The organism is Paraburkholderia lebeckiae, assembly GCF_050436225.1.
Classification (GTDB): Bacteria; Pseudomonadota; Gammaproteobacteria; order Burkholderiales; family Burkholderiaceae; genus Paraburkholderia; species Paraburkholderia tuberum.
Genome location: NZ_JBNDLU010000002.1, coordinates 1,551,661 through 1,571,316, shown reverse-complemented (window position 1 = coordinate 1,571,316; position 19,656 = coordinate 1,551,661). Strand labels below are relative to the sequence as shown.

15 protein-coding genes and 1 pseudogene are annotated in these 19,656 nt (G+C 64.3%); 7 read left to right on the top strand and 9 right to left on the bottom strand.

All coding sequences use genetic code 11. The annotated features are described in order from the left end of the window. Positions 1–253: 253 nt before the first annotated feature. The gene (locus tag OKW45_RS21920; protein WP_429471061.1) at positions 254–2,755 is read right to left on the bottom strand and encodes a penicillin-binding protein 1A; all 2,502 of its coding nucleotides are present in this window, start codon (positions 2,753–2,755) and stop codon (positions 254–256) included. A gap of 559 nt (positions 2,756–3,314) precedes the next feature. On the opposite strand from OKW45_RS21920, the gene OKW45_RS21915 reads away from it, so the two are divergent. From OKW45_RS21915 to OKW45_RS21900, 4 genes are all read left to right on the top strand, one after another. Continuing rightward, a complete protein-coding gene (locus OKW45_RS21915; RefSeq protein ID WP_429471059.1) occupies positions 3,315–4,004 on the top strand; it encodes a hypothetical protein in 690 nt (229 codons plus the stop codon). Between the two features lie 461 nt (positions 4,005–4,465). Further along, the gene (locus OKW45_RS21910) at positions 4,466–5,146 is read left to right on the top strand and encodes a PspA/IM30 family protein (protein WP_018417715.1); all 681 of its coding nucleotides are present in this window, start codon (positions 4,466–4,468) and stop codon (positions 5,144–5,146) included. Positions 5,147–5,324: 178 nt separating this feature from the next. After that, the gene (locus OKW45_RS21905; protein ID WP_429471057.1) at positions 5,325–6,509 is read left to right on the top strand and encodes a tetratricopeptide repeat protein; all 1,185 of its coding nucleotides are present in this window, start codon (positions 5,325–5,327) and stop codon (positions 6,507–6,509) included. A gap of 141 nt (positions 6,510–6,650) precedes the next feature. Then, the gene (locus tag OKW45_RS21900) at positions 6,651–8,141 is read left to right on the top strand and encodes a flavin-containing monooxygenase (RefSeq protein WP_429471056.1); all 1,491 of its coding nucleotides are present in this window, start codon (positions 6,651–6,653) and stop codon (positions 8,139–8,141) included. 247 nt (positions 8,142–8,388) lie between these two features. Here the strand turns inward: OKW45_RS21900 and OKW45_RS21895 are convergent, their stop codons facing one another. From OKW45_RS21895 to OKW45_RS21880, 4 genes are all read right to left on the bottom strand, one after another. Next, positions 8,389–9,207 carry an ABC transporter permease subunit gene (locus tag OKW45_RS21895; protein WP_018417711.1) on the bottom strand — a complete coding sequence of 273 codons (819 nt, stop codon included), beginning with the start codon at positions 9,205–9,207 and terminating at the stop codon, positions 8,389–8,391. Continuing rightward, complete coding sequence (locus OKW45_RS21890) at positions 9,204–10,136, bottom strand: ABC transporter permease subunit (protein ID WP_429471054.1); 933 nt, start codon at positions 10,134–10,136, stop codon at positions 9,204–9,206. The genes OKW45_RS21895 and OKW45_RS21890 overlap by 4 nt, the downstream gene beginning before the upstream one ends. Next, on the bottom strand, positions 10,133–11,299 hold the full coding sequence (locus tag OKW45_RS21885) for an ABC transporter ATP-binding protein (RefSeq protein WP_026225328.1): 1,167 nt from the start codon (positions 11,297–11,299) through the stop codon (positions 10,133–10,135). Before OKW45_RS21885 ends, OKW45_RS21890 begins: the two co-directional genes overlap by 4 nt. A gap of 90 nt (positions 11,300–11,389) precedes the next feature. Next, positions 11,390–12,490 carry a polyamine ABC transporter substrate-binding protein gene (locus tag OKW45_RS21880; protein ID WP_429471053.1) on the bottom strand — a complete coding sequence of 367 codons (1,101 nt, stop codon included), beginning with the start codon at positions 12,488–12,490 and terminating at the stop codon, positions 11,390–11,392. 511 nt (positions 12,491–13,001) lie between these two features. On the opposite strand from OKW45_RS21880, the gene OKW45_RS21875 reads away from it, so the two are divergent. Next, the gene (locus tag OKW45_RS21875; protein ID WP_429471051.1) at positions 13,002–14,297 is read left to right on the top strand and encodes an Nramp family divalent metal transporter; all 1,296 of its coding nucleotides are present in this window, start codon (positions 13,002–13,004) and stop codon (positions 14,295–14,297) included. Positions 14,298–14,426: 129 nt separating this feature from the next. Then, the gene (locus tag OKW45_RS21870) at positions 14,427–14,630 is read left to right on the top strand and encodes a DUF1289 domain-containing protein (RefSeq protein WP_018417706.1); all 204 of its coding nucleotides are present in this window, start codon (positions 14,427–14,429) and stop codon (positions 14,628–14,630) included. A gap of 107 nt (positions 14,631–14,737) precedes the next feature. Here OKW45_RS21870 and OKW45_RS21865 read toward each other — a convergent pair whose 3' ends face one another. Beyond that, positions 14,738–16,330, bottom strand: a complete 1,593-nt coding sequence (locus OKW45_RS21865) for an ABC-F family ATPase (RefSeq protein ID WP_035470072.1) — start codon at positions 16,328–16,330, stop codon at positions 14,738–14,740. A gap of 93 nt (positions 16,331–16,423) precedes the next feature. Further along, positions 16,424–16,953: pseudogene (locus tag OKW45_RS21860) on the bottom strand (NAD(P)-dependent oxidoreductase). 267 nt (positions 16,954–17,220) lie between these two features. On the opposite strand from OKW45_RS21860, the gene OKW45_RS21855 reads away from it, so the two are divergent. After that, positions 17,221–17,430 carry a dodecin gene (locus tag OKW45_RS21855; protein ID WP_018417703.1) on the top strand — a complete coding sequence of 70 codons (210 nt, stop codon included), beginning with the start codon at positions 17,221–17,223 and terminating at the stop codon, positions 17,428–17,430. A 110-nt stretch (positions 17,431–17,540) separates the two neighbouring features. Here the strand turns inward: OKW45_RS21855 and OKW45_RS21850 are convergent, their stop codons facing one another. Both OKW45_RS21850 and OKW45_RS21845 read right to left on the bottom strand, forming a co-directional pair. Then, complete coding sequence (locus OKW45_RS21850) at positions 17,541–18,635, bottom strand: BMP family ABC transporter substrate-binding protein (protein ID WP_184003916.1); 1,095 nt, start codon at positions 18,633–18,635, stop codon at positions 17,541–17,543. A gap of 64 nt (positions 18,636–18,699) precedes the next feature. Then, entirely contained in the window at positions 18,700–19,629 is a 930-nt protein-coding gene (locus OKW45_RS21845) for an ABC transporter permease (protein ID WP_090800507.1), read from the bottom strand. Between the last annotated feature and the right edge of the window lie 27 nt (positions 19,630–19,656).

Here is a 19,656-nt window from a genome sequence, read left to right as displayed (position 1 = left end):
CGATGGAACGATTACGAGTGGCGCGCGGCGCGTCGCCGCGTGGGCGTCACCGAGAAGTTCAGGTTTCACGACGTGCGCCACACGCGGGCGAGTTGGCATGTGCAGGGGGACACCGTACTGCTGCATACCACGCCGGCGCCGATGCTCGTTGCAGCGAGCTACTAAGGCGCCGGAAAATAATCACACTTTCGGTGCACTGTGATCAGATTTTGTGGCACACCGCGGAAAAGCCCCGCCGTATAAGGCTTCTACATCAAGGCTTGTTCGACTCGAACAGATCCATGATTTGCTTCTTCTCGTTCGTCGACACGCTCGGCGGCGGCACCACCGGCGGCGTCATGCCCGCCGGCCCGACACCGCCCACCGCATCGGTCGCGCCGGCCATCGGATTGCCCGAATCGAGACCGATGCTCGCGACGAAGCCTTGCCCCGGCAACTTGTCGGTAAAGAACAGCTCGCCGTTCATCACCGTCACACCGTCGGGTTGCTGCGGCTCGGCCTGTGGCACACCGCGCAGCGCGCGCTGCATGTACTCGACCCAGATCGGCAGCGCGAGCTGCGCGCCGAATTCGCGGCTGCCGAGACTCTTCGGCTGGTCGTAGCCCATCCACGCGACCGCCACCAGCGACTGCTGATAGCCGGCGAACCAGCCGTCCTTCGCGTCGTTGGTCGTACCGGTCTTGCCCTGCAGGTCCGAGCGCTTCAGCACGTTGGTGCCTGCTCCCGTACCCTCGGTCGCGACCGAGTGCAACAGGCTGTTCATGATGTATGCGTTACGCGGCTCTAGCGTGCGCGGCGCATCGTGCCCAGCGACGAGCGGCTGCGCGCGCGAGATCGCCACGCCACGCGCGTCAGTCACTTCGTTGATCAGATACGGATTGATCCGGTAGCCGCCGTTCGCGAACACCGAGTACGCGCCCGCCGACTGCAGCGGCGTGACGAGGCCAGCGCCCAGCGCCATCGGCAGATACGGCGGGGTCTTGTCGGCGTCGAAGCCGAAGCGCTGCGTGACGAAGTCCTGCGCGTACTTGGTGCCGATGAACGACAGGATGCGGATCGACACGAGGTTCTTCGACTTCTGCAGCGCGACGCGCATCGACATCGGACCGTCAGGCTGGTCGTCGTCCTTCGGCTCCCACGCGTCGCCGCCCGGCGTGCTCGGCGGAAAGTACAGCGGCGCGTCGTTGATGATCGTCGCCGGTGCGAGCCCCTTGTCGAGCGCCGCCGAATAGATGAACGGCTTGAAGCTCGAACCCGGCTGGCGCCACGCTTGCGTTACATGGTTGAACTTGTTCTTGTTGAAGTCGAAACCGCCGATCAGCGCGCGGATCGCGCCGTCCTGCGGCGTCAGCGACACGAGCGCGCCCTCGACCTGCGGCAGCTGCGTGATCTGCCAGTTGCCCTTGTCGTCGGCGACGAGGCGCACGATCGAACCCGTCTTGATGCGCAGCGTCGCGTTCGCGCGCGGGCTCAGCGCCGCGGCGACGAAGCGCAGGCCGTCGCCCGACACCGTCACCTGCGTACCGTCGACCAGTTGCGCGACCACCTGCTTCGCGCTTGCGTCCGTCACCACGCCGGCGATGATCTCGCCGTTGTCCGGATGATCGGTCAGCGCGTCGTCGATCGTCTGGTCACGGTCGTCGCCCGCCTCGGGCAACTGCACGAAGCCTTCCGGTCCGCGATAGCCGTGGCGCCGCTCGTAGTCCATCACGCCCTTGCGCACCGCGCGATACGCGGCGTCCTGATCGGCGGAATCGATCGTGGTCGTGACGTTCAGGCCGCGCGTATAGGTTTCGTCCTTGTACTGCGCGTACATCATCTGCCGCACCATTTCGGCGACGTACTCGGCGTGCACGCTGTACTCGTTGCCCGGATTCTTCGTCTGAATCTCTTCCTTCACGGCCTGGTCGTACTGCTGCTGCGTGATGTAGTTCAGCTCGAGCATGCGTCGCAGGATGTACTCCTGACGGATCTTCGCGCGTTTCGGATTGACGACCGGGTTATACGCGGACGGCGCCTTCGGCAGACCCGCGAGCATCGCGGCCTGGGCCAGCGTGAGGTCCTTCAGGTCCTTGCCGAAGTACACGCGCGCGGCCGCGGCGAAGCCGTACGCGCGCTCGCCCAGATAGATCTGGTTCATGTACAGCTCGAGGATCTGGTCCTTCGTCAACGCGCGCTCGATCTTGTACGCGAGCAGCATCTCGTAGATCTTGCGCGTGTACGTTTTCTCGCTGGAGAGGAAGAAGTTGCGCGCGACCTGCATCGTGATCGTGCTCGCGCCCTGCGATGCGCCGCCATGCGCAAGGTCAGCGAAACCGGCGCGCAGGATGCCGACGAAGTCGACGCCGCCGTGTTCGTAAAAGCGGTAGTCCTCGATCGCGAGCACCGCTTTTTTCATCTGGTCGGGGATGTCCTGGAAGCGCACGAGGCTGCGCCGCTCCTCGCCGAATTCGCCGATCAGCACGTGATCGGCGGTGTAGACGCGCAACGGAACTTTCGGGCGATAGTCGGTCAGCGCGTCGAGCGACGGCAATTGCGGCCCCATCACGACGAGCGCATAGCCGACGATCAGCGCCCCGACCACGACGACGGTCGCGATCAGGCCGAAGAACCACAGCACGAGCGACGCGCCGATCGATCGACGGCCGCGCTCAGGCTCGCGCGAAGCGGCATTGCGTCCAGGGGTGCGTTGGTGGGAGTCCCGGTCTTCACCGGCCGGAGAGTTCGAGGAATGCGGTCGTTTGATGATTGGCATGACTGGAATAAGGGGCCCGCGACTGCGCGCCTGTCTGCACGCGCTCGCGGCGCGCGCATGGGTCGTGTTCGACATCCTGGCCGGGACGTACGCCGCCCTGCGGACCTTGCCCCCGGCCGGCCGCACGGCACGCCTCGGACCATGTCCGGCGCAACGTAACGGCACATTTTAAAGAAATCGGCAGCGGTCCAAGGCAGTTTTTTTGTAAGAATTCCCTTCGCCGGCCGCCTTTTCCTGGTAAGGGTCTGTAATTTCGCGCAGCGCGCATTGCAGCGTGCGTGCGACGCGCAGCTTATGCGGGGTTATCAACATTTTCTGTTGAAAGGGCTGTGGACAAGCCGGCCGCAAACACTACAACTCATTGATGTCACGGGATTTTCGCACCGCGCTTGTTCCGTGGCGGCGCAACTCGTCATATGATGAACCCCGCGCGCGTCCCTCGATGCGCGCGATGAGGACCCGAACGGCGGGATCCAACGGCAGTTCCGATGACGGGTTCCGACACCGTATCCGGAGGCACGCGCCGACCCGCCCATGCTAACAAGACTGCGAGTCGATCATGTCCAAGCCCAGTGAGCGCATCGTCGTGTTCGTCACGACAGCGCAGAAACGTGCGATCACCGCGACTGCCGAGGATCTGGGCATCAGCGTGAGTGAACTGATGCGGCGCGCGGTGCTGAGCTTCGGCGCGACCAGCGAACAGGTCAAGGCCGCGAGCATCGTCGACCGGCTGCGCGCGCCGCGCGCGCCCGATCCGCTGAACGCGGCGCTGCAGCGCGTCGCGCGCGGTACGCGCTATGCGCGCGCCGCGCTGCCGGTAGCGCTGCAAGCGCACGAGAAAGACGCGGCGGCTCCGGTGGCCGCCGCCGCGGCAAGCGCGGCTGCCGGCGCGGCCGATGCCGTGGATTCGCCCTCGATGCAGCAAGCCGGTCGACCCGCTCTTGCGACCGACGCTGTGGATGCCCCCGCCCCGCTGCTTCCCGCGGGCGTCGCCGCCGCGCTCGCCGCCGAGCAGGACGAACAGGCCGCGGCCACCGCCGAAGCCGTCGCGCGTCTGACGGCAGCACGAGCCGCCGAAAACGCGGAAAACGCCGAAGCGGACGCAATCGACAACGCCGCATCGAAACGGCTGGCCGGCACGTCGGCGCGTCTGCGCAACTCACTCAAGCGCCGCCACAACGACCAGGACTCCGACGACGACGACGAACCGCACAGCGACCCGAGCGCCGAAGGCGGCCGCTTCGCGTGACGGAAAGCGTGACAGTAAATTACCGCGCGCCGAGCCGCAAACACTGCATCCGAGCGAGCACGCGGGCGTGCGCAACGAGTCCCCGTTGCATATCGTTACATCAGTGACACCTGCGTGAAAACGTCGCGCGGTAATACCCGCCCACACCCGCAAACAGCGGCTTTTCGCGCATCGTTCGGGCCTTCGGCAAGCCGCATCGATTAAGCCATCTTCAACACAGCCGATGGTGTAATATCCGCCGTCAAGTCCATGCCCATCGCGGCTTTCCATCATCCAGACAATCCTCAACCCGGCTTTGCGCCCCAACAAAAACGGACCGCGCTATTGCAATTGGCAAGTGCGCCCCGAACTCCGGTCCGAACGTTGCGCAGCATGGCGCGCGGCGGCGTAAAGTAGCAATGATTCAAGGCAGTCAGGCGCACACGCATCGTCGGCGCCGCTCACATTCTCTGGAGGTTTTCATGTCGCTTTTCGACAGCATTTCGCGCACGCTCAAAGGTCTTTTGAACGATGCGGCCGACTCGGTGCAGGATCCGTCGCGCGACTCGCGCCAGATCGTGCGCGAACTCGACGACAGCATCGGCAAGGCCGAAAACTCGCTGATCGAGATTCAGGCGCAGGTCGCCACCCAGCAAAGCAAGCGCGATGTTGCCGCGGACAAGGCGAAGAAGTATGAAGACGGTGCTCGCCGGGCGCTGCAGTCCGGCGACGAAGCGCTCGCGCGTGAAGCGCTCGGCGCGCAGGCCACGGCCGAAGCCGAACGCGATGCGCTGACGAAAGAACTGACTTCGCTGGAGCCGTCGGTCGCGCAACTGAAGAGCCAGATCGAGGACATGCGCACGCGCCGCAACGACCTGAACGCGCGCTCGAACATCCTGCAAGCCAAGCAGCAGATCGCGCAGGCGAAAGATACCGCGGCCACCGCACTCGGCGGCATCGGCGGCAAGAACCTGTCCGAGGATTTCCAGAAGCTCGAAGATAAAGTCGCGCTGTCGAACGCGCGTTCCGACGCACGGCTGAACTCCGCCGACGAGAAAAGCGGCAAGGCGCTCGACGACAAGCTCGCGGATCTGAACCGCGGCCCGTCCGTCGACGATCGGCTCGAAGCGCTGAAGAAGCAGCTCAATACGCCGGCGCAGTGAATGCTGGATGCGTGTACCCGCTTCACAGCAAGTACGCACAGCAAGTACGCGCGGCAATGACAACGGCAGTAGCAGTACATGCCGGTGCGCTCGCTTCTGAACGCACCGGCATACCGGCCGCCACAGGCAGCCACCGCAATCGACTGATGGAGACGGGCGCGCCCCGCCCGGTCCGCAAATGAAAAAACTTTTCGCAACCGCCTTCGCTTCGCTGCTGCTCGTGTCGGCCGCGGCGTTCGCGGTGCCGACCGCTCAGCAAATCGAATCGGCGATGTCGCAGGGCAACTGGCAGCAGGCCGACGCCGGCCTCACCGAAGTGTTGCAAGCGCATCCGAACAACGCGCACGCGCACTATCTGTACGCCCAGGTGCTCGATCGCGAAGGCCGTTCCGCCGACGCGCTCGCGCAGCTCCAACAGGCAAAGACGCTCGATCCGCAGATCCGCTTCACCGACCCGGGCCGCTTCGCGCAAACCGAAGCGCGCCTGCGCCGCGACGCGGAACGCGCGGGCGGCAACGTCACCCGTCACGCCGCGAATCCGTTCGCGCAGCAGAATGCGCCTGCTGTGCAGCAACAGTCGGCGATGATGTCGCAAGCGCAACAACGGCATGGTCCGGGGGTGGGTATGTGGATCGGTATCATTGTTCTGATCGCGGTGATCGCGCTCGTGCTGCGCTGGACCTTGCGCCGCGCGCGCAGCCAGGAAGACACGCGCGCCGACGAGGACCGCCGCGCGCAATTGAAGCGCGCCACCGACATGCTCAACACGGTGCGTTCGATCAAGCTCGACGTGAAGCTGTCCACCACGCCGGGTCACGAGTTGCTCGAGAAAGACGTCGAAGCGACCGAAGAGCAGTTGCGCGGCGCCGTCGAAACGCTGTCGAACGGCAAGAGTCCGCTGCCGCCCTATGCACTCGACGAATTCGAGCAGCGCATCGCGAGCCTGCGCGCGCGCGCCGACGGCCGGCCCGATCCGACCGCCGCGTCCGTGGGCACCGCTCAGCAATCGACGTACGCGCAGGAGGCCGAGCGCTTCGGCAGCCCGCAACCGCCTTATCCGCAACAGGGTCCCTATCAGCAGCAGCCGCAGGTCATCGTGCAGCAAGGCGGTGGCATGGGTGGCGGCATGGGCGGTCTGCTGACCGGCGTGCTGCTTGGCGAAGCGCTCAGTCATGGGCGTGACCGCGTAGTCGAGCGCGACGTGGTCGTCGACCCCGACGAACTGCGCCGGCGCGGCGACGACGGCGCAAACGGCGGCGGCCTCGACTTCGGTCAGGGTTCGAACGACTGGAACGATGACGGCAGCGGCGGCGTCATCGATATGGGCAGCAACGACGATTCCGGCGGTTGGACCGATACCTGATCGAACCCGATCGATCCGCGTCGAATGAAAAGACAGGCTGTAGACGCGCGATTTCGCCCCTGCCCGTCGCGCCGCGCGAGTCCAGCGCGCCGGAGCCGCTATCGTTTCACCCGCCGCTTTCGCCCCGTGCCGGAGACCGCCGTGACGCCTGTCCCTTCCGCTTCATCCACCGCGCTGCGCATTGCGATCGTCGGCAGTGGCTTTGCCGGCATCGGCATGGCCATCCGTCTGCAGCAAATGGGCATCACGTCGTTTACGGTCTATGAGGCCGCGAGCGGCATCGGCGGCACGTGGCGTGACAATACCTACCCCGGCGCGGCCTGCGATGTCCCCTCGCATCTCTATTCGTTCTCGTTCGAGGCGAATCCGGCGTGGTCGCGCTCGTTCAGCAGCCAGGCCGAAATTCTCGCGTATCTGCAGCACTGCGCGCGCAAGTACGGCGTCGATCGCTACGTGCGTTGCAATGCGAAAGTGAGCGCCGCGCGCTTCGACGAAGCGCGGCAGATCTGGCTCGTCGAGCTCGACACGAACGGCGCGCGCGAAATCGTCGAGGCCGACGTGCTGATCGCCGCGAACGGTCCGCTGTCGCGTCCCGCGCTGCCGCGCATCGCCGGCATCGAACGTTTCGAGGGCAAGCTGTTCCATTCGGCGCGCTGGGATCATGCCTATCCGCTCGACGGCAAACGCGTCGCGGTAATCGGCACCGGCGCGAGCGCGATCCAGTTCGTGCCGAAAATCCAGCCGCATGTCGCGCATCTGGCTCTGTTCCAGCGCACCGCGCCGTGGGTGATGCCGAAGCGCGACAAGCCGATCGGCCTGCGCGCGCAATGGCTGTTCCGCACGCTGCCGTTCACGCAGCGCTTCGTTCGCAGCGCGATCTATTGGCAGCTCGAGTCCCGTGGGATCGCGTTCGTCGTCAATCCGAAGCTGATGAAGATGCCGATGAAGTTCGGCCTCAGCTATCTGCAGCGACGCGTCAAGGACCCGGCGCTGCGCGCGAAGCTCACGCCGAACTACCGGCTCGGCTGCAAGCGCGTGCTGCTGTCGAGCGACTATTACCCGGCCGTCTGTCAGCCGAACGTCGACGTCGTGACGAGCGGTATCCGCGAGATCGTCGCGGATGGCATCGTGACCGACGACGGTGTGCATCACCGCGCGGACGCGATCATCTGCGGCACCGGCTTCCAGGTCAACGACGTGCCCGCGCCGTTCGAAGTGACCGGCCTCGATGGCACCGACCTCAGCACGCTCTGGCTGCGCGATGGCCCCGAGGCCTATTTCGGCACGAGCATCGCGAACTTCCCGAACTTCTTCATGATCGCCGGCCCGAACACGGGGCTCGGCCATAACTCGATGATCTACATGATCGAGTCGCAACTGCGGTATATCGGCGATTGCCTGCGCGTGCTGCGCAAACAGAATGCGCGCACGATGACCGTGCGCGCCGACGTGCAGCGCGATTTCAACGCGCGTTTGCAACAGGAGATGCGGCACGCTGTGTGGACTAGCGGCTGCCACAGCTGGTATCAGACGCAGAGCGGCAAAGTCACCGCGATCTGGCCCGGCTTCACGTTCAGCTTTCGCAAGCGTACGCGCCGCGTGCGCCAGCAGGATTACCGCTTCGCGCCTTGAGTCCGCACAATGGCAATCCGGCGCCTTGGGCATGGGCCGGCGCATTCGTTACCCGCCACCGCTCAGCAACCGCAACAGCTCCCACAGAAACTTCACGATGATCACGATCAGTTCCCACAGCCGATAGAGCGGCTGCCAGTCCAGCACGCGCAGAAGGGACTCGATCATCGCTATCGTCAGAAGGAGTGAGGGCCGCGATTTCCAGTTCGATCACGCGTCGCGCGCGATGTCCGCGCGTCGCGCAAGCTCAAACCGCCATCATGACCCGCTTGCGCTCCGCGCGCTGCATGAAGAAGTTCGCCGCGACGACGCCGACCGTGACGACCGCGATGAACAGCGTCGCGAGCGCATTCATCTCCGGGTTCAGACCAAGTCGCACGCGCGAGAACACGACGAGCGGCAAGGTCGTCGAACCGGGACCCGACAGGAACGCGGACAGCACCACGTCGTCGATCGACAGCGTGAACGACAGCAGCCAGCCCGACACCAGCGCCTGTGAGATCAGCGGCAGCGTGACGAAGAAGAACACGCGCAGCGGTGTCGCGCCGAGGTCGAGCGCGGCTTCCTCGAGCGACGGATGCAGTTCGCGCACGCGCGATTGCACGATGATCGCGACGTACGAAATACACAGCATCACGTGACCGATCCAGATCGTGAAGATGCCGCGTTCGGCCGGCCAGCCGATCCAGCGCGCCATTTCGATGAACAGCAGCAACAGCGAGATGCCCTGAATCACTTCGGGGATCACCAGCGGCGCGTTGATCATGCCGGTGTACAGCGTGAAGCCGCGAAAGCGCCCCATGCGCGCGAGCACGAAGCCGGCCCACGTACCGATGATCACCGACGCGAACGCCGTGAGCAGGCCGATACGCAGCGACAGCCACGCCGACGTGATCAGCTCGCCGTCCTGCAACAGCGCCGCGTACCAGCGCGTCGAGAAGCGCGTCCACACCGTCACCAGTTGCGATTCGTTGAACGAATACACGACGAGGCTGACGATCGGGATATACAGAAACAGAAAGCCGATGCCCAGAGCGATCAGCTGCAGCATGCGATTCGGCTTCACTGGCGGCCCTCCTCCAATGCCTTCGCCTGGGCATGCTGGAACAGCGCCATCGGCACCAGCAGCAGCAACACCATCGCGCACGTGACGGCGGATGCCATCGGCCAGTCGGCGTTGTCGAAGAACTCATTCCACATCACGCGGCCGATCATCAGCGTGTTCGCGCCGCCGAGCAGCTCAGGAATCACGTACTCGCCGACCGCCGGAATGAACACCAGCAGACAGCCGGCGACGATGCCGTTCTTCGACAGCGGCAGCGTGATCTGCCAGAACGCCTTCCACGGCTTCGCGCCGAGGTCATAGGCGGCTTCCAGCAAGGTCAGGTCCATTTTCACGAGATGCGCGTACAGCGGCATCACGAGAAACGGCAGGTACGAATAGACCATGCCGATATAGACCGCCGTGTTCGTGTGATACAGCTCGATCGGCGAATGGATCAGGCCGATTGACATCAGGAAGTTATTCAGCAGCCCGTTGTTCTTCAGAATGCCGATCCATGCGTACACGCGGATCAGGAACGAGGTCCAGAATGGCAGCATCACGGCCATCATCAGCAGATTGCGGGTGGCCGGATTGGAGCGCGCGATGTAGTACGCCATCGGATAGCCGATCAGCAGACACAGCACGGTCGAAATCGCCGCGACCACGACCGAATTCACATAGGTCGCGAAGTACAGGCTGTCGGTCAACAGAAACGCGTAGTGCGACAGATCGAGCGTGATGTGCAGCGCGCCTTCCGCGAAGGTGACGAGCTGCGTGTACGGCGGAATGCCGAGCTGCGAATCGGCGAAGCTGATCTTCACGACCAGCAGGAACGGCACGAGGAAAAACAGAAGCAGCCAGATGAACGGCCCCGCCACCACCGCGGTGCGTCCCGTGAACTTCAGACGCTGCGCGGGCCACGCGAAAAACGACGAAAGCGCCTCTTTCATGACGTCAGCACCACGCCGGCCGATGCGCTCCAGCGCACGTAGACTTCGTCGCCCCAGGACGGCGGATCGATTTCGGTGAGCGCCAGGCTCGTCACGTTCGCGATCACGGTCTTGCCGCCGTCGAGCTTCACGTGATACAGCGAATAGCCGCCCATGTACGCGATATTCGTGACGACGCCCCTGCCCCAGTTGTAGGCGCCCTCCGGCGGCTTACGCGTGAGGGCGATGCGTTCGGGGCGCACCGAGATCGTCACCGGCATGCCGAGCGGACCGCTGATGCCGTGATTGACGTGCAAGTGGCACGTCAGATCCGGCGTTTCGATGAACACGTGATCGGGTTCGTCCTCGACCGTATGGCCTTCGAACAGATTGGTCGAGCCGATGAATTCCGCCGAGAAACGGCTGTTCGGGTACTCGTAGACTTCATGCGGCGTGCCGAGCTGCACGATCTGGCCTTCGCTCATCACGGCGAGGCGGTTGGCCATCGTCATCGCTTCCTCCTGATCGTGCGTGACCATCATGCAGGTGACGCCGACCTGGTCGAGAATGTTGACGAGCTCGATCTGCGTGCGCTGGCGGATCTGCTTGTCGAGCGCCGACATCGGCTCGTCGAGCAGCAGCAGCTTCGGCCGCTTGACGAGCGAGCGCGCGAGCGCAACGCGCTGCTGCTGCCCGCCCGACAGCTGATGCGGCTTGCGCTTCGCGAAGCGGCCCATCTGCACGAGTTCGAGCGCGTTGTGCACGCGGTCTTTCAGCTCGGCCTTCGGCACGCCTTCCTGCTTCAGACCGAACGCCACGTTCGCCTCGACCGTCATGTGCGGAAAGAGCGCGTACGACTGGAACATCATGTTGACCGGCCGGCGATACGGCGGCAGTTGCGCGAGATCTTCGCCATCGATCAGGATCTTGCCCGACGTCACGGTTTCGAGCCCGGCCATCATGCGCAGCAACGTCGACTTGCCGCAGCCCGAGCTGCCGAGCAGCGCGAACAGCTCGCCCTTCTTCACCGTCAGATTGACGCCTTTGACCGCGACGGTCTCGCCGAACTTCTTCACGACATCGACGATCTGGATGTACTGCTCCGCTGCGTCGCCCGTAGCGGCGTTCGAGCCCGTCGACGGCACGGCCGTCCCGGCCAGCGCGCCCGGCTGGTCACTACTCATCATAATGCTGCTTCGCTCCGGCGTTTGACGAACAAAGCCCCCGGTGAACACCGAGGGCTTCATAGGCTGCTTATCTGTTTGTTGCCGCGCCTAGCGGCCGGACTTGTACTCGGTCCACAGCCGCGTTTGCAGCCGCTGGATTTCCTGCGGCAGCGGCTTCAACAGGAACAGCGTCTTGATGGTTTCCGGCGACGGGTACACGGCCGGGTCGTTCGCGACGTCCTTGTCCACGTACTTGCGCGCTTCCATATTGACGCTCGGGTAGTACACGGCGTTGGTGATCGCAGCGTGCACCTGCGGCGTTTCGATGTAGTTGATCCACTCGAGCGCGGCTTCCTTGTGCTTCGCATCCTTCGGAATCGCCATCACGTCGAACCACACCGGCGCGCCGCCCTTCGGCACGAAGTACTCGATCTTGTACGGCTTCTTCGCCTCGATCGCGCGATGCTTGGCGATCACGACGTCGCCCGACCAGCCGTACGCGAAGCAGATGTCGCCGCCGACGAGGTCGTTGATGTAGCCCGACGAGTTGAACTGCGTGATGTACGGGCGGATCTTTTTCAGCATCGCGAGCGCGGCGCGGTAGTCGGCCGGGTTCGTGCTCATCGGGTCTTTGCCGATATAGTGCAGCGCGGCTGCGAACATCTGGTCCGGCGCGTCGAGCACCGACACGCCGCAGGCCTTCAGCTTCGAGATGTTTTCCGGCTTGAACAGGATGTCCCAGCTATCGAGCGGCGCGTCCTTGCCGAGGATCTGCTGGACCTTCGTCACGTTGTAGCCGAGGCCGGTCGTGCCGTACGCCCAGGGCACCACGTACTTGTTGCCTGGATCGGCGCCGGCGACGAGCGCCATCAGCGACGGGTCGAGGTACTTCAGGTTCGGCAGCTTCGATTTGTCGAGCGGCTCGAAGATGCCCGCGGCAATCTGCTTGCCCGCGTAGTTGCTGGTCGGCACGACGATGTCGTAGCCCGAGTTGCCGGTGAGCAGCTTCGCCTGCAGCGTGTCGTCACTGTCGTAGTTGTCGTACTTGACCTGGACGCCGGTCTGTTTGGTGAAGTTCGGGATCGTGTCCTTCGCGATGTAGTCAGACCAGTTATATACGTTGAGCTGCGTATCCTTCGCAGCAGCCGTCAACCACGGCGTCGCGCACAAGACCAGCGCCGCCATATGCCCCACTATCCGCTTGTTCATCTCGTTCTCCGATCCTCTCGTCACTCAAGCCGCGCCGTCGCCTGCACGGTCCCCTGAAAACCCCGAAAACTACCACCAATTATTGCCCGCACAAAAAAAAACCCGGAGCTGTCGCGCAAACGGTACAGGCTCTGGCCGCACCCTTGCAAAATGGGCGCAATTTTAACGGGTTATCGGCGCCTGTCTACCGAAAAATACGCGGGCGTCGGCCGCGCTCTATCCGCGCTGGGCACCGGCTGCGAGGGTTTCGTCGAGTCGCTGTTATCTGGTTGTCAGCTCGGCGTTGGCTCGCACCTGGGCGGTGCGCCGCTCTGGCCCGCACGAGTGCCGGACGGTGCTTGCCGGTGCAGAGCCGCGTCGGCGTCCGGCGCGCCTTTCATGCGCCGCGGCGCCGCCACGACGGCTCGAATGCTCCTATCATGATCTTTTGATGCGTATTGCGCGACGTCCTGCGCGCGTGCGATGGGCTTGTGACTTGCGGCAGGATGCGTTTCCCAGAAGCTCTGGCACGGTGAACACCAATCCTTTCGCGATGCGTCCCGACCGGCGCCGGCGTCTGCCGGGCGAGCCGACGCGTCCGGCGCACTGGTTCTCGTTCCTCGGCGCCGGCGCGCTAATCGCGGTCGGCTATATCGATCCCGGCAACTGGGCGACCGCGCTCGGCGCCGGCGCGGGCTACGGCTACGGCCTGCTCGGCATCGTGCTGCTGTCGAGCCTGATGGGGATGCTGATGCAATGGCTGTCGTCGCGCCTCGGCGTCGTGACCGGGCGCGACCTCGCGCAATTGTGCCGCGAGCGCAATGGCCGGCGCGCGACGCTGTTCCTGTGGCTGACGAGCGAGGTCGCGATCATCGCCTGCGATGTCGCCGAGGTGGTCGGCAGCGCGGTCGCGCTGCAACTGCTGCTCGGCGTATCGCTGACGGTCGGCGTGCTGATGTCGGCGGTCTGCACCTTCGCGCTGCTCGCGCTCCAGCAGAAAGGCGGCCGCAGGCTGGAGGCGGTGATCGCCGCGCTGATCGGCTTCGTCGGCCTGTGCTTCGTCGTGCAGCTCGCGCTCGCGCGACCCGACTGGCACGCGGCGCTGGCCGGTACGGCGCCGAGCCTCGAGCTGATCAGAAACGCGGGCATGCTGTGGCTCGCGGCGGGCATCGTCGGCGCGACGGTCATGCCGCACAACCTGTATCTGCATTCGGCGCTCGTCAAGCATCACGCGCCCGACAGCAGCGACGCGCAGATCAAGGCCGCGCTGCACGTCGTCAATCTCGATACTTTCGGCTCGCTTGCGTTCGCGTTCGTGATCAACGCGGCGCTGCTGATCGTCGCGGCAGCCGTGTTCTATGCGAGCGGCCATCGCGACGTGACCGATCTGGCCGATGCGCATCGGCTGATCGCGCCGCTCGTCGGCAGCCGCTGGGCCGGCATCCTGTTCGCGACGGCGCTGCTCGCGTGCGGACTCAGCGCGACCGTCACCGGCACGCTGGCCGGTCAGACGGTGATGGAGGGCTTCCTGCGGCTGCGGTTACCGCGCTGGAAACGCGCGCTGCTCACGCGTGCGCTCGCGATCGGGCCGGCCCTGCTCGCGGTGGGGGTGTTCGGCCAGCATGGCTCGAATCAGTTGCTGGTCGCGAGCCAGGTCGTGCTGAGCTTGCAATTGCCGCTCGCGGTCGTGCCGCTGATCCGCTGCGCGTCCGATGCGGCGCTGATGCGCGGCTGGCGCGTGCACGGCGTGCCGCTCCTGCTGTCGTGGCTGTCGGCGGCGTTCATCATTGCGCTCAATGGCGCGCTGTTGTGGCAACTGGCGACTTAGGCGTGATCGCAGACGCAAAGGTCAGCGCAATTGACATGAAGTCCGCACGACGCTGAGCGGCGCGTGCGAGGCGCACCGCGCGCATCGGTTAACATAGCGGGACTTCGCCTCCCCGCCTCAAGGTTTCCGATGACTTCGAATCTCCACGATCTTCCCGACAGCCCGTGCATCGGCGTCTGCTCCACGCTCTTCGACGAGGTCTGTAAAGGCTGCGGCCGAACCGCCACCGAAGTGTCGAACTGGGTGTTCCTCAGCGACGAGGAAAAGCGCGCGATCTGGGCTCGGATCGAACGGGAAGGCACGGCGATGCGGTTTCAGAACGACAAGGTGTGAGCGTGTTCGTTGCGCGCATCGCACATTGACGCGACCATAAAAAAAGCCCGCTTCGACGAAGCGGGCTTTTTGCTATGACGCGATTCGATCAGCGTGAACCGAAGCGCTTATTGAACGCCCTGACTCGTCAGGAAGTCCTCATAGTTGCCACCGAAGTCGTTCAGCGTGCCATTGGTCTTCACTTCGATGATCCGGTTCGCGAGGCCGCTCACGAACTCGCGGTCGTGGGAGACGAAAATCAGCGTGCCGTCGAACTTGTCGAGCGCGATCTGCAGCGACTCGATCGACTCCATGTCCATGTGGTTGGTCGGCTCGTCCATCAGCAGCACGTTGTGGCGGCCCAGCATCAGCTTGCCCCAGATCATGCGGCCCTTCTCGCCGCCCGACAGCACCTTGACCGACTTGCGGATGTCGTCCGCATTGAACAGCAGCCGGCCGAGCGTGCCGCGCACCATCTGCTCGTCGTCGCCTTCCTTGCGGTACTGGTCGATCCAGTCCATCAGCGTGACGTCGCTCGGAAACTCTTCGTATGTGTCCTGCGGCATGTAGCCGACGTTGGCGTTTTCCGCCCACTTCACCGTGCCGTGGTCGAGTTGCAGATTGCCCAGCAGCGAGCGCAGCAGCGTGGTCTTGCCCGCGCCGTTCTCGCCGATGATTGCGATGCGCTCGCCCGGCTGCACGCTGATGCTGAAGTTATTGAAGATCGAGCGCTCGTATTTCTTGGAGATGCTGTCGGCGACCACCGCGATGTTGTGCAGCTTCTTCTCGAACTCGAAGCGAATGAACGGGTTCTGCCGCGACGACGGCTTGAATTCCTCGATCTTGATCTTGTCGATCATCTTCAGACGGCTGGTGGCCTGGCGCGCCTTCGACTTGTTCGCCGAGAAGCGGCGCACGAAGTCCTGCAGATCGGCCACGCGCTCCTTCGCTTTCGCGTTGGCGGCCTGCTGACGCTCGCGCGCCTGCGTGCTGGCGAGCATGTAGTCGTCGTAGTTGCCCGGATAGACCTTCAGCGTGCCGTAGTCCATGTCGGCCATGTGCGTGCAGACCTGGTTCAGGAAGTGCCGGTCGTGCGAGATGATGATCATCGTCGAGTTGTACTGGTTGAGAACATCTTCCAGCCAACGGATCGAGTTGATGTCGAGGTTGTTGGTCGGCTCATCCAGCAGCAGCACGTCCGGCTTCGAGAACAGCGCCTGCGCGAGCAGCACGCGCAGCTTCCAGCCGGGCGCCACGTTGCTCATCGGGCCGTTGTGGTCTTCGATCGCGATGCCGATGCCGAGAAGCAGCTCGCCCGCGCGCGCTTCGGCCGTGTAGCCGTCGTACTCGGCGAACTTCGCTTCGAGTTCGGCCGCGTGCATGTAGTCGTCGTCGGTCGCGTCGGGGTTCGCGTAGATCGCGTCGCGCTCGGTCATCGCGGCCCACATTTCGGCGTGGCCCATCATCACGACGTCGAGCACGCGCACGTCTTCGTACGCGAACTGGTCCTGGCGCAGCTTGCCCAGGCGCACATTCGGCTCGAGCATCACGTTGCCCGAGCTCGGCTCGAGATCCGAACCCAGAATCTTCATGAAGGTGGATTTGCCGCAGCCGTTCGCACCGATCAGGCCATAGCGGTTCCCTCCCCCGAATTTGACCGAAATGTTCTCGAAGAGGGGCTTCGGCCCGAATTGCATGGTGATATTGGCAGTAGACAGCACAGCGCGTCCCTTTGAATGTGATATCGGCGAAAAACCCAATATTTTAGCAGGTTTAAAGATTTCAACCCGACAGTTGGTCCGGCGCGGCCCGCCTCACCCGTTCGAGCCGCCGCGCGGCGTCTGCAGAATGTCGATGAAGGCCGAAAAATCCGCGTCGGCGAGCCCCATCGCGGCATCCAGTCGCAGCAATTGCTGGACCGTCGACGCAACCGGCATCGGCGTGCCGGTCTCGTAGGCGCTCCCCCGCCGCGCCGTCCGCCGCCCCGCCCGCCTCGGCGAAATCCGCCACCCGCCGCGCCAGCGCGCGCGCGTCGCGGCCGGCGGAATGCTCGAATGATCGACGATCCAGCGCGTGCCGCGCGGCACCGCAGGGCCGCCATCGAGCAGCCCCGCCGGGCCGAACACGATCTGCTCGACCGCCGCCGCGTCCGCTACGCACAGCAGCACCGCGTCGCAGCGCGCGGCCAGCTCGCGCGGCGTATCGACGTCGTGCGCGCCCTCGGCCCGCAAGGCCTCGGCCTTGGCTCGCGTGCGGTTCCACACATGCACGCTATGACCCGCATGCAGCAGGTGCCGATCATCGGCGCGCCCATCAGACCGGGGCCGCAAAAACCAGTTTCCACGTTCGAACCTCGCCGGCTATCAGATTGAATGGCTTATGTTGCGTACAGATGATAGCGACCGCGCGCCGCGCTGAAGTCGCGCGATACCGGGCATGCGATGTGCGGTATCGATGGTTCGAGCGGCGAGGTCTGATCCGCCGCGCAGGCAATTGCGCTGGCGAGGACGCATATGTCCGTCGGACTGCGCGAACCGTTGCCTATACTTTTTTCCATGCGCGTTTCCGAGCAGCGTTTTACTGACCAGCGGCGCACACCAAGGAGGAACTCATGTCAGAACACGTTTACAAGAAGATCGAACTGACCGGTTCGTCGACGAAATCGATCGACGACGCGATCACCACCGCAATTGCCAAAGCGTCGGAAACGCTGCGCAATCTGCACTGGTTCGAGGTCACGGAAACGCGCGGCCAGATCGAGGACGGCAAGGTCGCGTACTGGCAGGTAACGCTGAAGGTCGGCCTGCGCATCGAGGACTGAGCGGCGACCGCACGACACGCTTGCCCGTTGCCACGCGCAAGCCGCAAACAGAAAAGCTGCGTCCAGGCTGGGCTGGACGCAGCTTTTTTTTCAACAACGGACCGCCCGATTTACTTCGGCAGCGACCCGTCGACACCCTCCACGTACCAGTTCAGGCGCTGCAGTTCCGCGTCGGTCAGCGTCTTGCCTTCAGGCACCTTCACCGTGCCCGACTGATCCTTGATCGGGCCCGTGAACACGTCGCGCTTGCCGCTCGCGAGTTCGTCGCGCTTCGCAGCGACCTGCTTCTGCCCATCGGCCGGAATCGCCGACGTATTCAGGTCCTCGAGGTTGACGGCCTTCTGCGGAATGCCCCACCACACCGGATCGTTCTTCCACTTGCCGTCGAGCACCTGCTGGATCACCGCGCTGTAGTACACGCCCCAGTGCGCGACGACCGAGCCGAGATGCGCATCAGGACCGAACTTCTTCATGTCCGAATCCCAGCCGAACGCGTGCACGTGCTTCTCCGACGCGGTCGCGAGCGTCGCGCTCGAATCGGTGTTCTGCAGCAGCACGTCGGCGCCCTGGCCGATCAGCGTTTCCGCGGCCTGCTTTTCCTTGCCCGGATCGAACCAGCTGTTGATCCAGATCACCTTCGTATGCACCTTCGGATTCACCGAGCGCGCGCCGAGCGTGAACGCGTTGATGTTGCGCACCACTTCCGGAATCGGCACCGACGCGACGAAGCCGAGCGTGTTGCTCTTCGTCACGTAGCCCGCGGCGACGCCGGCCAGATACGCGCCCTGGTACATGCGCACGTCGTAGGTGCCGAAGTTCGGCGCCTTCTTGTAACCGGTCGCATGCAGGAAGATGGTGTCCGGGAAGTCCTTGGCGACCTTGAGCTGAAAGTCCTGGAAGCCAAAGCTCGTGCCGAAGATGATCTTGTTGCCCTTGTTCGCGAGATCGCGGAACACGCGCTCGGAGTCGGCCGATTCGGGTACGTTCTCGACGCGCGTGATCTTGATCCTGTTGCCGAACTTCGCTTCGGCCTCCCGCGAGCCCTGGTCGTGCGCGAAGGTCCAGCCGGCATCGCCAGGATTGCCGAGATAGACGAACGCGACGCCCGGCACGTCTGCGGCCTGCGCGGTTTGCGCGAGCGGCGCGGCAAGCGCAAGCGACGCCGCGCCCCACGCGAAAGCGGTCAGCAGATTTCTTCTCTTCATGTTTTTTTCCCCTGTCGTAATGAGCGAATAGTTTGAGCGGATCGATAAAGAATCTGTGTCGCCGTCAGCCCGCCGAGAAAAACGGCTTGCCGAGCGACGCGGGTGCATTCAGGCGAATCGTGTTCGGATTGCGCGAGATCAGCGCGAGCACGACGATCGTCGCGACGTACGGCAGCATCGCGAGGAACTGCGTCGGCACCGGCACACCGATCGCCTGCGCATAGAACTGCAGCCCAGTCACCGCGCCGAACAGCAGCGAGCCGATCAGCAGTCGCCCAGGGCGCCACGTCGCGAACACCACGAGCGCGAGCGCGATCCAGCCACGGCCCGAGGTCAGGTTCTCCTGCCACAGGTGCAGATTGACGATCGAATAGTAGCCGCCCGCGAGACCCGCCATGCCGCCGCCGAACGCGACCGCCCCATAGCGCACGCCGACCACCGGAAAGCCGACCGAGTGCGCGACCTGCGGCGATTCGCCGACCGAGCGCAGCACGAGTCCCGCGCGCGTGCGATAGAGGAACCAGCCGATCGCGGCGAACATCAGGAACGCGAGGTAATCGAGCGGTGTGAGGGTAAACAGCGCGGGGCCGAGCACCGGGATGTTCGACAGGCCGGGGATCGTCCACGTATCGATCGTCGCGCGCACCGCCGCCGACGTGTACGGCTTGCCGACGTACGCGGACAGCCCGATGCCGAAGATCGTCAGCGACAGGCCGGTCGCGACCTGGTTGGCGAGCATCGTCAGCGTGAGGAACGCGAACAGCAGCGACATCGCGAGACCGGCGCCGATCGCGGCGAGCACGCCGAGCCACGGGCTGCCGGTGATCGACGTGACCGCGTAGCCGCTGACGGCGCCCATCAGCATCATCCCTTCCACGCCAAGATTGAGTACGCCCGATTTTTCGGCGACGAGTTCGCCGGCGCCCGCGAACATCAACGGGATCGACGCGGTGATCGCGCTCGACGTGAGCGCGCTGGCTTGCTGGATATCCATATCGAGTCTGAAAGCGGATTAGCGAGC

Coding starts and splice junctions, on each gene's coding strand:
- OKW45_RS21920 (WP_429471061.1), bottom strand. CDS start 2,755: ATGCCAATCATCAAACGACCGCATTCCTCGAACTCTCCGGCCGGTGAA.
- OKW45_RS21915 (WP_429471059.1), top strand. CDS start 3,315: ATGTCCAAGCCCAGTGAGCGCATCGTCGTGTTCGTCACGACAGCGCAG.
- OKW45_RS21910 (WP_018417715.1), top strand. CDS start 4,466: ATGTCGCTTTTCGACAGCATTTCGCGCACGCTCAAAGGTCTTTTGAAC.
- OKW45_RS21905 (WP_429471057.1), top strand. CDS start 5,325: ATGAAAAAACTTTTCGCAACCGCCTTCGCTTCGCTGCTGCTCGTGTCG.
- OKW45_RS21890 (WP_429471054.1), bottom strand. CDS start 10,136: ATGAAAGAGGCGCTTTCGTCGTTTTTCGCGTGGCCCGCGCAGCGTCTG.
- OKW45_RS21885 (WP_026225328.1), bottom strand. CDS start 11,299: ATGAGTAGTGACCAGCCGGGCGCGCTGGCCGGGACGGCCGTGCCGTCG.
- OKW45_RS21880 (WP_429471053.1), bottom strand. CDS start 12,490: ATGAACAAGCGGATAGTGGGGCATATGGCGGCGCTGGTCTTGTGCGCG.
- OKW45_RS21870 (WP_018417706.1), top strand. CDS start 14,427: ATGACTTCGAATCTCCACGATCTTCCCGACAGCCCGTGCATCGGCGTC.
- OKW45_RS21855 (WP_018417703.1), top strand. CDS start 17,221: ATGTCAGAACACGTTTACAAGAAGATCGAACTGACCGGTTCGTCGACG.
- OKW45_RS21850 (WP_184003916.1), bottom strand. CDS start 18,635: ATGAAGAGAAGAAATCTGCTGACCGCTTTCGCGTGGGGCGCGGCGTCG.
- OKW45_RS21845 (WP_090800507.1), bottom strand. CDS start 19,629: ATGGATATCCAGCAAGCCAGCGCGCTCACGTCGAGCGCGATCACCGCG.